The following is a 12,828-nucleotide window of genomic DNA, read 5'->3' as shown; positions in this document are numbered from 1 at the left end:
GCGGCGTGCAGGCTGAAACGGGCGTCCTGGCCAAGCAGGGTTTCGGCGGCGAGGTCACGTTCGGTGCTGGTGAATTCCACGCGATAGGTGAAGGGTTGGCTCAGGTGTTCGCGGCCTTCAAAGGCCAACACGTCGAGACGGGCTTCGATGTTGCGCACACTCAGGGTGTGCCGGCCATGATCGAAAAGAACCCTCGGCAGTACGCTGGAAGTCATTCCCTTTACTCCTGGACGCGAAAGCCCAGAGAGTAAAGATTTGTTATCGGTGATTAATGTCGGAAGATTCGACTTTACAAGAGCGACACTTCCCGATCTGGTTTTAGAGCCTAAAAACTATCGATATGTCGATAATCCAAGCACAGGCGCTGAGCCAGTTCTCGCGCCCTCCCCAACCGAATCGGCCCGCGCTCGATATCGACCAATAACCCCGGGCAATCCAGCGATGGCAACGCGGCAATCTCCTTGACTCGTCCGTCAGTCAGCACCAGCAACCGCTGCTGTTCGGTGGGGAAACGCGTTCTGCGTGCCACCAGCCATTGCGCCGCCTCGCCCAGCGCTGCCAACAGCGGCGTACCGCCACCCGCGCCGAGCTGATCGAGCCAGCCAGCCAGGCTTTTCGCGGCTTTCAGGCCCTGCACCTGCCACTTCGGCGACTGCCCGCTCGCCGTCAGCAATGCCATGCGCGCCCGCTGGCGGTAGGCGTCATCCAACAGTTGCGCCAATAACCCTTTGGCATCGGTCAATGCACGATGCCGCCGCGTCGATGCCGACGCGTCGACAATCACCAACCATAACTCCTGGGCCGAGCGGCTGCGCAGGTGGAAACGCAGGTCCTCACGAGACTGCGGCCGCCCGCCGAGCAAGGTGCCCGGCCAATTGATCGAGCCCTGCTGCGCGTCGCGCGACTTGCCGTGCCTGCCTTTATCCAGTCGCCCCGCCTTGGGCCGGGCATCCGCCCCCGCGTCAGGTCGGGGGCGGATGCCTAAGGCTTTTTTGGCCAGGCGGGCACGTCTCGGCGAGCGCCCGTGGGCAAGGCCGGTGCGGGCATATCGCCCCACTGGCCTTGGCCGGGTGAAGTGTCGGACGCTTGAGGCGCCTGGCCCTCACGGTTGGGCGGGCTGGGCGGCGGGGACTGCGCCTGGCGACGATGGCGCAAGGCAAACTCGGCCACGGCTTCGATATCTTCCTCGGCGATGGCGGTCGCGCCGCGCCAGGCTGCATGCGCTCTTGCGCCACGCAACCAGACAAGGTCGGCGCGCAAACCATCCACGCCCGCGGCAAAGCAGCGTTGGGTGATCTGTGCCAGCGCCTCGTCATCCAATGCAATGGCCTCGAGACAGGCCCGCGCCCGGGTGCAACGCTCGCGCAGGGCGGCCTGCGGTTCGGCCCACAACGCGCAGAAGGCCACGGGGTCGCTGTCGAAGTCGAGGCGCCGGCGGATGATCTGCCCACGCTCGGTCGGCACGGTTTGCCCGCTCAAGGCCACATTGAAGCCGAAGCGGTCGAGCAACTGCGGACGCAACTCACCCTCCTCCGGGTTCATCGTGCCGATCAGCACAAAGCGCGCCGCATGCCGGTGGGAGATGCCGTCGCGCTCGATCAGGTTGGTGCCGCTGGCGGCCACGTCCAGCAGCAGGTCCACCAAATGATCGGGCAGCAAGTTGACCTCGTCGACATACAACACCCCACCATCCGCCTTGGCCAGCACGCCGGGTGAAAACTGCGCGCGGCCTTCGCCCAATGCTGCATCCAGATCCAAGGTGCCGACCAGGCGCTCTTCGGTGGCGCCCAACGGCAAGGTGACGAATTGACCGCTGGCCAACAGGTCCGCCAAGCCACGTGCCAGGGTGGACTTGGCCATGCCGCGCGGGCCTTCGATCAGCACGCCGCCGATCTTCGGGTCGATGGCGGTCAGGCACAGCGCGAGTTTCAGGTCGTCGGCACCGACCACGGCCGACAGCGGGAAATGGGGAATATCAGTCATCAGCTGTCTTCTTCTATATCCAGCAACAGGTTTTCCAACGCCTCGCGATACGCCCCCGGCGCTTGCCACATGCCACGCTGCTGGGCTTCGAGCAGGCGCTCGGTCATGTCCCGCAGGGCATCAGGGTTGTGCTGTTGCACAAAGGCGCGGGTGTCGGGGTCGAGCAGGTAGGCGTCGGCGAGCAAGGCGTATTGGTGATCGTCGATCAGCGCGGTGGTGGCGTCGAAGGCGAACAGATTGTCCACGGTTGCCGCCATCTCGAACGCACCTTTATAGCCATGACGCTTCACGCCTTCGATCCACTTGGGGTTGGCGGCGCGGGCACGGATCACCCGGTTCAGCTCTTCCTTCAAGGTGCGGATCTTCGGCACGTCCGGCTGGCTGTGGTCGCCATGGTAGCTGGCGGCCTTGTCGCCGCTCAGGGTTTCCACGGCGGCGAGCATGCCGCCCTGGAATTGGTAGTAATCGTTGGAATCGAGCAGGTCGTGCTCGCGATTGTCCTGGTTTTGCAGCACCGCCTGCACCTGGCTCAGGCGTTGGGCGAATTGCCCGCGGGCGGCGGTGCCCTCGTCGGCGCCACCATAGGCGTAGCCACCCCAATTCAGGTAGACCTCGGCCAAGTCCTCGCGGCTTTGCCACAAGCGACCGTCGATCGCGCCCTGCACGCCCGCGCCATAGGCACCCGGCTTGGCCCCGAAAATACGCCAGCCCGCCTGTTTCGCCGCCGCGGCCTCGTCCAGGCCGGACTCAAGCAACGCCTGGCGCTCGCAACGGACCTTGGCGGCCAGCGGGTTCATATCGTCAGGCTCGTCCAGCGCCGCCACCGCCTGTACCGCCGCATCGAACAGGCGGATCAGGTTGGCGAAGGCATCCCGGAAGAACCCGGACACGCGCAAAGTCACGTCGACACGCGGGCGGTCCAGCAGGCTGATCGGCAGGATTTCGAAGTCGTCCACTCGCTGGCTGCCCGTGGCCCACACCGGGCGTACCCCCATCAGGGCCATGGCCTGGGCGATATCGTCGCCGCCGGTACGCATGGTCGCGGTGCCCCACACCGACAGGCCGAGCTGGCGCAGGTGGTCGCCGTCGTCTTGCAGGTGCCGCTCGAGAATCAGGTTGGCCGACTGGAAACCGATGCGCCAGGCAGTGGTGGTTGGCAGGTTGCGCACGTCGACGCTGAAAAAATTACGCCCGGTGGGCAGCACATCCAGACGCCCCCGGCTCGGCGCGCCGCTTGGGCCCGCCGGCACGAAGCGGCCGCCCAGGGCATCGAGCAGGCCGCGCATTTCCGCCGGGCCGCACCCATCCAGGCGTGGCGCCACGACACTGCGCAGACTTTCGATGACGGATTTGACGTCCTCCCAACCGGGCTCTTCCAGCTGTTCCAGCGGCCCCGCCAGCGCCTGCTCGATCAACAGTGCAGCGTACAGTTCCAGGCGCTCGCGGGTATCACCAGCGGTGCGCCACAGCTGTAGATCGATCCTTTGCAAAACCTCCGGGCGGCGTCCGGTCCAGGGTTCGGCCAGGGCGCAGTCCAGCGGGTCGAAACCCAGCTCGAAGGCCTTGGCCAACACCCGTAACAGGCTCGATTGCGCGCCTCGGCCGTCGCCACGCGGGATACGCAGCAACGCGAGCAAGGTGTCGATACGCAAGCGGCCCTGGGGCGACTCGCCGAAGACATGCAGGCCGTCGCGGATCTGCGATTCCTTCAGGTCACACAGGTAGGTATCCAGGCGCGGCAGCCAGATCGCCGCGTCGGCCTCGCTGTCCAGTTCAAGCTCCTGGTCGATACGGGTTTCGCGCACCAGCTTGAGGATGTCCTTTTGCAGCTCGCGGGCGCGGCGCGGGTCGAGCAATTGCGCTTCGTAGTATTCGTCCGCCAACAGCTCCAGGTCGCGCAGCGGCCCGTAGGTTTCGGCACGGGTCAGCGGCGGCATCAAGTGATCGATGATCACCGCCTGGGTGCGCCGCTTGGCCTGGGCGCCCTCACCCGGGTCGTTGACGATAAACGGATAGATATTCGGCAGCGGCCCGAGCAGCGCGTCGGGCCAGCAATTTTCCGACAGCCCGACGCCCTTGCCCGGCAGCCATTCCAGGTTGCCGTGCTTGCCGACGTGGATCACGCCGTGAGCGCCGTAGGTGTGGCGCAACCAGAAATAGAACGCCAGGTAAGCGTGAGGCGGCACCAGGTCCGGGTCGTGGTACACCGCGCTGGCGTCCACCTGATAACCGCGGGCCGGCTGGATGCCGATAAACGTCAAGCCCAGGCGCAGGCCGGCGATCATCAGGCGGCCGTCGCGGCACATCGGGTCGTTGTGCGGCGTGCCCCAGCGTTCCAACACCGCCTGGCGGTTGGCTTCGGGCAGGCGCTTGAACATCGCCTCGTAGTCGTCCAGGCCCAGGCTTTGGTGGCACGGGCGCAGGTCGAGGTTGTCCAGGTCGTTGGTGACGCCACCGAGCAGTTCGTGGATCAGCGCGGTGCCGCTTTCCGGCAGGATTTCGGGCAGCGGATAACCCTCGGCCTGCAAGGCCCGCAGGATATTCAGCGCCGCCGCCGGCGTGTCCAGGCCGACGCCGTTGCCGATGCGGCCGTCGCGCGTCGGGTAATTGGCCAGGATCAGGGCGATGCGCTTGTCGGCATTCGGCACCCGCGCCAGTTCGACCCAACGGCGCGCCAGTTCAGCGACAAAGTCCATGCGCTCCGGCGCTGCGCGGTAGCACACCACGTCCGACTGGCTGCGCTCACTGCGCCAGGCCAGGTCCTTGAAGCTGATCGGTCGGCTGATGATGCGCCCGTCCAGTTCCGGCAAGGCGATGTGCATCGCCAGGTCGCGCGGGCCGAGGCCTTGTTCGCTGGCCTGCCAGGCGGGTTGGTTGTCCTGGGCGCAAATCGCCTGGATCACCGGGATATTGCGGCGAAACGGGCGCAAATGCGGCGCTTCGGGGCTGGACTGGGCAAAGCCGGTGGTGTTGAGAATCACCGCCGCCCCGACCTCATCCAGCCAGTCCTCGACCACCGTCAGGCAGCCAGGCTCCTTCAGACTGGCCACTGCCATCGGCAACGGATTCAGGCCCGCCGCCTGCAGACGCTGGCAGAACACATCGATAAAACCGGTATTGGCCGCTTGCAGATGGGAGCGGTAGAACAGCACCGCCGCCACCGGGAACTCAGGACTCCAATCCAACTGCCAGTCGTTGAGGCACGCATGGGCTTTACGCGGGTGATAAATCGCGCTGCGCGCCAGGGTTTGCGGCTCGGCCCAGGCATAGTCGCGGCCCAGGTAGGCGCTGGCCAGGCAACGATAAAAATCCAGCGCATTACCCAGGCCGCCCTGGCGCAGGAACTGCCACAGGCGGTCACGCGCTGCGGCATCCACGGTGCTGAGGCCGCTGAGTTCCGGGTCGGGGCGGTCATCCCCCGGCACCAGGATCAGCGTGACCCCGCGCTCGGCCAACGCCACCAGGCGCTCGACGCCGTAACGCCAATAGCCGATGCCGCCGTGCAGGGAAATCAGGATGACCTTGGCGTGGCGCAGCACTTCATCGACGTACAGGTCCACCGATGCATGGTTCTGCACCTGCATCGGGTTGGCCAGGCGCAGGCTCGGGTAATCCTCGGGCAACTGCTGGGCCGCTTCGGCCAGCAGCGCCAGGCTGGAGTCGCCGCTGCACAGGATCACCAGCTCGGCGGGGGTTTGCCCAAGGTCGGCAATGTTGTCGTCCGCGACGAAACCGCCGGGCTGGGTCCTGAGCAGGTGCATGGGTTAAACGCTGAGGGCGGCGCGCAATTGCGCTTCGAGGCCCGCCGCGTCGAGGTCCTGGCCGATCAGCACTAGGCGCGTGATGCGCGCTTCATCGGCGCTCCAGGCGCGGTCGAAGTGTTTGTCGAAGCGTGTACCCACGCCCTGGATCAGCAGGCGCATCGGCTTGTTCGGGATCGCCGCGAAGCCTTTGACGCGCAGGATGCCGTGCTGCACCACCAATTGGCTCAGGGCGTCGAGCAGCAGGGCTTCGTCGGACTGGGGCAAGTCGATGGAAATGGAGTCGAACGCATCGTGATCATGATCATGATCGTCTTCACCTTCGTGATGATGATCGTGATGGCTATGGCGACCGTCGATGTGCTCTTCGGAGCCGGCGCCCAGGCCGATCAGCACGTCCAGCGGTACCCGACCGCTGCTGGCTTCGATGATCTTCACCGCCGGCGGCAACTCTTCGGCGACTTCCAGGCGCACGCGGGCCAGGTCGTCGGGGCTGATCAGGTCGCACTTGTTGAGGATCACCAGGTCGGCGCTGGCCAGTTGGTCGGCGAACAGTTCATGCAGCGGTGATTCGTGGTCCAGGTTCGGGTCGAGTTTGCGCTGGGCGTCGACCTGATCCGGGAAGGCGGCGAAGGTGCCGGCCGCCACGGCGGGGCTGTCGACCACGGTGATCACCGCATCGACCGTGCAGGCGTTGCGGATTTCCGGCCACTGGAACGCCTGGACCAAGGGTTTTGGCAGGGCCAGGCCGGAGGTTTCGATGAGGATATGGTCAAGGTCGCCGCGACGGGCAACCAGTTCGCGCATCACCGGGAAGAACTCTTCCTGTACGGTGCAGCACAGGCAGCCGTTGGCCAGTTCATACACGCGGCCGTTGGCTTCTTCCTCGGTGCAACCGATGGAGCACTGCTTGAGGATTTCACCGTCGATGCCCAGCTCGCCGAACTCGTTGACGATCACCGCGATGCGACGGCCCTGGGCGTTATCGAGCATATGGCGCAGCAAGGTGGTTTTGCCCGAGCCGAGAAAGCCGGTAACGATGGTGACGGGGAGTTTGGCCAGTGTTTTCATCGGATGCCCTTGGGGGCGGGCATACGGGACGATAGGCCCTGCGCGACGCGCAGCAGCAGATTTCGTCACCGGATCACCCCGCCCGGTTGAATTGAAAAATCAGTTGCGAGGCAGGTCTCCTGGCTTGGGGCTTGCGGGTCTTGCGACCGGCGCTGGCTGCGCCTTCCCGCCTTGATGGCAGTGGCGTGGCAGTCAGATAAACCCTTCACAGTTGCGGGGGCAGCCGCGGCTTGAACCGCGTTCCCTTCTTAGCTCCGGCCTGGGCCGAAGAACCTCGAGGGTGCAAGGCTACAGGGGCTCAGTCAATTTGACTACCGTCGCCCTGCATGCTTTCCTACACACCTTGTTTCGGGTGCCCTTCACAGGGTGAAACGGGAAACCGGTGCGTCATACCGATATGACCAGTCCGGTGCTGCCCCCGCAACGGTAAGCGAGCGAAGCGTCACGGCCACTGTGCTTTGTGCATGGGAAGGCGATGCTTTCAGGACTCAGTTCAAGAGTCCCCTCGCAAGCCCGGAGACCGGCCCGAAAAAAATCATCTAACAAACCCGCGGTGGGCGGGCGCTGTTTGAACCCTGCGTGCCTGGCTCGCGGGTTTTGCATGCGCTCGTGTCACCCTGAACCCCTGAAGGGACGCGCCATGTCGATCATCAGCAGCACCTCGTCTACCACCAGCAGCACCGCCACCCTGAGCCAACGCCTGGGCGCCGCCATCGGCGCGTCGATCCTCGGCGCGTGCCTGGTGTATTTCGCCGGGTTCTCGCATATCGAAGCGGTACACAACGCCGCCCACGATACCCGCCACAGCGCCGCGTTCCCGTGCCATTGAGACCTGCCGACATGATCAAGCGTATTGCGCAAACCGCAGGTTTCAGTGGGCTGCTGGCCGCCCTGTTGTTGACCTTGCTGCAAAGTTTCTGGGTCGCCCCGCTGATCATGCAGGCGGAAACCTTTGAAAAAGCCCCAGCCGCGACACAAGTGGCACACGAGCACGCCGCTGGCACCGCTGCACACACCCATGACGCCGAAGCCTGGGAGCCGGAAGACGGCTGGCAGCGCGTGCTGTCGACCACCGGCGGCAATCTGGTGGTGGCGGTCGGTTTCGCCTTGATGCTCGCCGGGCTCTACACCCTGCGCGCGCCGACTCGCACGGCTCAAGGCCTGCTGTGGGGCCTGGCCGGTTACGCAACCTTCGTGCTGGCGCCAACCCTGGGCCTGCCGCCGGAATTGCCGGGCACTGCCGCGGCCGACCTGGCACAACGGCAGATCTGGTGGATCGGCACGGCGGCCTCAACCGCGGCCGGTATCGCGCTGCTGGTATTCGGTGGCAACTGGCTGCTCAAAGCGCTGGGCGCGGCAATCCTCGTGGTGCCTCATGTGATTGGCGCTCCGCAACCTGAAGTGCATTCGATGCTGGCCCCTGAGGCCCTGGAAGCGCAGTTCAAGATCGCCTCGCAACTGACCAACGTCGCGTTCTGGCTGGCGTTGGGGCTGATCAGCGCCTGGCTGTTTCGCCGCAACCGCAACGATCGATACATCGCATGACCCTCGTGGTCGGCCTGGGCTGCCAGCGCGGCTGCGAGTTTCAAGCCCTGCTGGACCTGCTGAACGCCGCCCTCGCCGAGGGCGGTATCGAGCGCCATCGCATCACCGCCCTGGCCAGCCTTGATCGCAAGCAGAATGAACCGGGCTTGCTGGCCCTGGCCCAATGGCTGAACCTGCCGCTGCACTGCTTCAGCGCGGCGCACCTGGCGATGTATGACGACCGCCTGAGCCACAGGTCTGCCGTCGCCTTTGCCCATACCGGTTGTTACGGCATCGCCGAAAGCGCCGCCCTGGCCCTGGCCGAACAACTCGGCGGCGCCCCTGCGCGCCTGTTGGTCCCGCGCAAAAAATCCGCCCAGGCCACCTTGGCATTGGCCTGCGCCGACTGAAACCGCGATAATCGCCGCTTCCGATCATGAGCGTTCTTCATGCTCGCGCGTTTTTTCACAGGATTTGTCCATGACCGTCTACTTCATCGGCGCCGGCCCCGGCGACCCGGAATTGATCACCGTCAAAGGCCAGCGGCTGATCCGCAGTTGCCCGGTGATCATCTATGCAGGGTCGCTGGTGCCGGCGGCGGTACTGGAGGGGCATCAGGCCGAACAAGTGGTCAACAGCGCCGAACTGCACCTGGAACAGATCATCGAGCTGATCAAGGCCGCCGATGCCAAGGGCCAGGATGTGGCGCGGGTCCACTCCGGCGATCCAAGCCTGTACGGCGCAATTGGCGAACAGATCCGCCTGTTGCGCGAGTTGGGCATTGCGTTCCAGATCATTCCCGGCGTCACCGCCGTGGCCGCCTGCGCGGCGCTGCTGGAGACTGAACTGACCCTGCCGGACATCGCCCAGAGCGTGATCCTCACCCGCTACGCCGATAAAACCCGCATGCCCGCCGGTGAAGACTTCGACAGCCTGGCCCGCCACGGCACGACCATGGCGATTCATCTGGGGGTCAATCACCTGGAGAAGATCGTCGCCGAACTGCTGCCGCACTATGGCTCGGATTGCCCGATTGCCGTGGTACACCGCGCGACCTGGCCGGATCAGGATTGGGCTGTCGGCACCTTGGCGGACATTGCCGAAAAAGTCGCGGCCAAAGGCTTCAGGCGCACGGCGCTGATTGTGGTGGGTCGGGTGCTGGCCAGTGACAGTTTCAGCGCGTCGTCGCTGTATCGGGCCGGGCATGCACACCTGTACCGCCCCTAATCAAAAACATCAAAAAACAAACATAAAACACTGATTTAATTAAATAAACACAAAAAAATGTGGGAGGGAGCTTGCTCCCGATAGCGGCGGGTCAGTCGACTTATCAATCGACAGATACACCGCTATCGGGAGCAAGCTCCCTCCCACACTTAATGTTCAGCGTTAGGTAGGTCGCGTAAGCAGCTGAATTTTAAGCATAAAAAAACGGCGCTCACGGGGCGCCGTTTTTTTGCTCGCAGCGAACACCTGACTCAGTAGTAGGCGTTTTCTTTCTGCGTATGGTCAGTCACATCGCGGACGCCCTTGAGCTCCGGAATGCGCTCCAGCAAGGTACGCTCGATGCCTTCACGCAGGGTCACATCCGCCTGGCCGCAGCCCTGGCAGCCACCGCCGAACTTCAATACGGCGATACCGTCATCCACCACGTCGATCAAGCTGACCTGCCCACCGTGGCTGGCCAGCCCAGGGTTGATCTCGGTTTGCAGGTAGTAATTGATGCGCTCGTTGACCGGGCTGTCGGCATTGACGTTCGGCACCTTGGCGTTCGGCGCCTTGATGGTCAATTGGCCGCCCATGCGGTCAGTGGCGTAGTCGACCACCGCGTCGTCGAGGAACGCTTCGCTGAAGGCATCGATATACGCGGTGAAGCTTTTCAGCCCCAGCGCGGTGTCTTCCGGCTTCTCTTCGCCCGGCTTGCAGTAGGCGATGCACGTCTCGGCGTACTGGGTGCCAGGCTGGGTGATAAAGACGCGGATGCCGATACCCGGGGTGTTCTGCTTGGACAGCAGGTCAGCCAGGTAATCGTGGGCGGCGTCGGTAATGGTTATGGCAGTCATGGAAACTCCTCACAGGCTTGCTGGCAGTTTACGCCAAAATATTACGCAGATACAAAGCCCCAGTAATTTTGTCGGAAAAGCCTCGCCATCGCCGTCAGAGGTTTTCATAGCGGTTCATATCCAGCACACCCTCTTCCAACGGCGTGGTTTCGCGGATGTAGGTCGACAGATCGTGGAAGTACTCCCAGAACTGCGGATGACTGCGACGCACACCCCAACGATCGACGATCTTCTCGAAGTGCTGGGCGTCGCGGGCACTTTCCATGGCCGCGACGAACGCCGGCACTTGCTCGGCCGGGATATTGAACATGAAGTTCGGATAACTGCTCAGCACGCCGGGGTAGACCGTCAACGTGTCCAGGCCCGGTTGATAGCGAGAAGCCTCACCCAGCATGAACGCGACATTACTGTGGGCACGGTTGCGCAGCAGGCTGTAGACCTCACGATGACCGGTGCGGGTTTCGATGCGCAGCATGGTCGCTTCCGGCAATTGGTCGATGACCTTGAGCCCCGCCGCCGGGCGTGACGTCAGGCGACTCAGGGCCTGCTCGGCATCGCGCAGCACCGGTTCGAGGCCCGGCCGCGAGCAGTAGGCGCCGACACAGCGATTGATCGGGTCTGGGCTGGCATTGAGGTCGCCATAACGCGCCAGCAACTGGTTGACGAAATCGCGCTTCGGGTCTTTTTCATTCAGTTTCAGGCCGGTGGGTTTATCGTCGTCGATCGACTCATAGTCCATCCACAACTTGACCTTGCCGCCGTTCTGATACCAATCGTCGAGGAAATCGTCCCGCGAATTGGCCGGCATCAGGCGCAGGAAGTTCTGTTCGGCGCCATTGCGGATCAGGTCGAAGTACAAGCGGGTCTGGGCCTGATGGGAGACGTTGCCGAACACGTCGAAGTTGACCACCAATTGGTAGTAGGTGCGCTCCAGCAACGGATAATCGAACAACCACATCGTCTGCGGGACTTCACCGATCAGGCCTTTATTGACCGACGCGCTGTCGAAGTGACGGAAGATGCTCAACAACGCATTGTCGTTGCCGGCCCACAGCGTCGACCAACCGGGCGCCGGCAACTCGCCATAGCGGTAGCGACGCAGCGCTTCGTACTCGTTGCGCTTGTCACGGTACTTGAGCCACAGGCTGAGCACGCTGCCCACGTCGTCGTTCTGCCCGGGCATTGCCAGCAACGGCGTGGCCCGGCCGCGATAGAGCGGATCGGTGATGTACAGGTCGTGTTCGGGGGCCTGGAACAGCGCCCAGAAGTTGTCGCGGATCACGTCCGTGGCGATCTGGCCCCGGCACACCGGGCCGCGGATGAAAGTGCGGACAAAGTACTCGGCATTATCGAGCATGAACTGGTAGCGCGCCTGGGCCGGAATCGCCTCGAACGTCTCGAACGGGTTGGCACGACGGCCCGGACCGTAGCCCGGCAAGGCGCTGACCTGCCAGTCGCCGCTGTAGAACAAGGCTTTGACCCGTTCCATTTTCGCCGCGCTGAGTGGGTACGTGATGTGGGTCTTATGGACGATCACCCCTTGTATCGGCCACAGCCGGTAGTAGATCCGGGTACCGGGATCGTCGTTGGGGCGACGGGTATTGATCAGGTCGATCGGCTGCCCACTGGGGGTGCGCGAGCGGACCCACTGGAAGAAATGCCCCGGCTCACCGCCTTCGAAATACAGATGTGCGATAAACAGGTGTTCAAACAGCCAGCGGGCGACCAGGCTTTCGCGGGCGCCGGGGGCGTTGAGCAGGTTTTCCCACTGCAGCACTTGCGCGGCTTCCTGGGCACTTGGCGCCACGCCCTGCTGGTCAATCGGCGCACCGGAGGCCAGCCAGCGTCGCAGGGTCTGGTACTGCTGGTCGCTCAAGCCGGTCACGGCCAGCGGCATGCCTTCATTGGGGTGCACGTCGGCGTAAGTGTCGAACTCCTCTGGCCGCGGGCACATGTTCTCGCGGTTCAGGCCCAGCACGATGTCGTCCGGCAGCTTGCCGTTGGGCTGCAACGGCGCGCGGCTGTGGCCCAGTTCGAGCATGCGCGCCATCAACGCAGCCTGGCTGCCTTGGGCGTCGAGCACGGAAGTGAAGCCTTCGTGCCGCCAGGCAGCCTTGCCGAACGCGTCGTAGAACAGACGCGTCGGCTTGGTCGCCTGACTGCGATCACCATCGTAGACCAGCACCTTGGTCGCCCCCCGCGCCGCGCCCTCGCCACTGCCCAGGTTCAACTGGCAGGCCGAGTCGTAGCAGGCATGGCACGCCACGCACTTCTCAGTGAAGATCGGTTGGATATCACGGGTGTAGGAAAGCGCCGGAGCGGGATCTTGGGCCTGTGTAGTGCTGCCAATCAGCAACAGAACGAAGCTGATGATGATGCGATACGGCATGAGCCTGGTCCCGATATGAAGCCAAAATGGAAAATCC

The 12,828-nt window shown here is 63.9% G+C and carries 11 protein-coding genes and 2 riboswitches; of the genes, 4 read left to right on the top strand and 7 right to left on the bottom strand.

Annotated elements, in window-relative coordinates; translation table 11 throughout:
• From C8K66_RS26550 to cobW, 5 genes are all read right to left on the bottom strand, one after another.
• Nucleotides 1–215 (bottom strand): hypothetical protein (locus C8K66_RS26550; protein ID WP_132849961.1); only part of this gene is annotated, 215 nt, incomplete at its 3' end.
• 110 nt (nucleotides 216–325) lie between these two features.
• On the bottom strand, nucleotides 326–928 hold the full coding sequence (locus tag C8K66_RS26545; protein WP_108526435.1) for a VWA domain-containing protein: 603 nt from the start codon (nucleotides 926–928) through the stop codon (nucleotides 326–328).
• A gap of 53 nt (nucleotides 929–981) precedes the next feature.
• Nucleotides 982–1,983 carry an ATP-binding protein gene (locus tag C8K66_RS26540; RefSeq protein WP_108526433.1) on the bottom strand — a complete coding sequence of 334 codons (1,002 nt, stop codon included), beginning with the start codon at nucleotides 1,981–1,983 and terminating at the stop codon, nucleotides 982–984.
• Nucleotides 1,983–5,744: a cobaltochelatase subunit CobN gene (gene cobN, locus C8K66_RS26535; RefSeq protein WP_108526431.1), complete on the bottom strand. Its 3,762-nt coding sequence runs from the start codon at nucleotides 5,742–5,744 to the stop codon at nucleotides 1,983–1,985. Before cobN ends, C8K66_RS26540 begins: the two co-directional genes overlap by 1 nt.
• A 3-nt stretch (nucleotides 5,745–5,747) precedes the next feature.
• Nucleotides 5,748–6,815: a cobalamin biosynthesis protein CobW gene (gene cobW, locus C8K66_RS26530; RefSeq protein ID WP_046383143.1), complete on the bottom strand. Its 1,068-nt coding sequence runs from the start codon at nucleotides 6,813–6,815 to the stop codon at nucleotides 5,748–5,750.
• Nucleotides 6,816–6,906: 91 nt separating this feature from the next.
• Nucleotides 6,907–7,107: riboswitch (cobalamin riboswitch) on the bottom strand.
• 41 nt (nucleotides 7,108–7,148) lie between these two features.
• A riboswitch (cobalamin riboswitch) is annotated at nucleotides 7,149–7,359 on the top strand.
• A 96-nt stretch (nucleotides 7,360–7,455) separates the two neighbouring features.
• Here cobW and C8K66_RS26525 point away from each other — a divergent pair.
• The 4 genes from C8K66_RS26525 to cobM all read left to right on the top strand — a co-directional run bounded on the left by C8K66_RS26525 (nucleotide 7,456) and on the right by cobM (nucleotide 9,566).
• On the top strand, nucleotides 7,456–7,644 hold the full coding sequence (locus C8K66_RS26525) for a CbtB-domain containing protein (protein ID WP_108526429.1): 189 nt from the start codon (nucleotides 7,456–7,458) through the stop codon (nucleotides 7,642–7,644).
• An 11-nt stretch (nucleotides 7,645–7,655) separates the two neighbouring features.
• Complete coding sequence (locus C8K66_RS26520) at nucleotides 7,656–8,360, top strand: CbtA family protein (protein ID WP_046383142.1); 705 nt, start codon at nucleotides 7,656–7,658, stop codon at nucleotides 8,358–8,360.
• A complete protein-coding gene (locus C8K66_RS26515; RefSeq protein ID WP_108526427.1) occupies nucleotides 8,357–8,749 on the top strand; it encodes a cobalamin biosynthesis protein in 393 nt (130 codons plus the stop codon). Before C8K66_RS26520 ends, C8K66_RS26515 begins: the two co-directional genes overlap by 4 nt.
• A gap of 70 nt (nucleotides 8,750–8,819) precedes the next feature.
• A complete protein-coding gene (cobM, locus tag C8K66_RS26510; RefSeq protein WP_108526425.1) occupies nucleotides 8,820–9,566 on the top strand; it encodes a precorrin-4 C(11)-methyltransferase in 747 nt (248 codons plus the stop codon).
• Nucleotides 9,567–9,817: 251 nt separating this feature from the next.
• On the opposite strand, the gene nfuA is transcribed toward cobM, so the two are convergent.
• A complete protein-coding gene (gene nfuA, locus C8K66_RS26505) occupies nucleotides 9,818–10,402 on the bottom strand; it encodes a Fe-S biogenesis protein NfuA (protein WP_003190728.1) in 585 nt (194 codons plus the stop codon).
• A gap of 94 nt (nucleotides 10,403–10,496) precedes the next feature.
• Complete coding sequence (locus C8K66_RS26500; protein WP_108526423.1) at nucleotides 10,497–12,791, bottom strand: fatty acid cis/trans isomerase; 2,295 nt, start codon at nucleotides 12,789–12,791, stop codon at nucleotides 10,497–10,499.
• Nucleotides 12,792–12,828 lie beyond the last annotated feature (37 nt).

It is taken from the genome of Pseudomonas sp. GV105, from assembly GCF_003058185.1.
Lineage (GTDB): Bacteria > Pseudomonadota > Gammaproteobacteria > Pseudomonadales > Pseudomonadaceae > Aquipseudomonas > Aquipseudomonas veronii.
This window is presented reverse-complemented; position numbering and strand designations above follow the sequence as displayed.

Excerpts from the sequence above, each read along its gene's own strand:
- C8K66_RS26540 (WP_108526433.1), bottom strand. The coding sequence starts at position 1,983 with ATGACTGATATTCCCCATTTCCCGCTGTCGGCCGTGGTCGGTGCCGAC.
- cobN (WP_108526431.1), bottom strand. The coding sequence starts at position 5,744 with ATGCACCTGCTCAGGACCCAGCCCGGCGGTTTCGTCGCGGACGACAAC.
- cobW (WP_046383143.1), bottom strand. The coding sequence starts at position 6,815 with ATGAAAACACTGGCCAAACTCCCCGTCACCATCGTTACCGGCTTTCTC.
- C8K66_RS26525 (WP_108526429.1), top strand. The coding sequence starts at position 7,456 with ATGTCGATCATCAGCAGCACCTCGTCTACCACCAGCAGCACCGCCACC.
- C8K66_RS26520 (WP_046383142.1), top strand. The coding sequence starts at position 7,656 with ATGATCAAGCGTATTGCGCAAACCGCAGGTTTCAGTGGGCTGCTGGCC.
- C8K66_RS26515 (WP_108526427.1), top strand. The coding sequence starts at position 8,357 with ATGACCCTCGTGGTCGGCCTGGGCTGCCAGCGCGGCTGCGAGTTTCAA.
- cobM (WP_108526425.1), top strand. The coding sequence starts at position 8,820 with ATGACCGTCTACTTCATCGGCGCCGGCCCCGGCGACCCGGAATTGATC.
- nfuA (WP_003190728.1), bottom strand. The coding sequence starts at position 10,402 with ATGACTGCCATAACCATTACCGACGCCGCCCACGATTACCTGGCTGAC.
- C8K66_RS26500 (WP_108526423.1), bottom strand. The coding sequence starts at position 12,791 with ATGCCGTATCGCATCATCATCAGCTTCGTTCTGTTGCTGATTGGCAGC.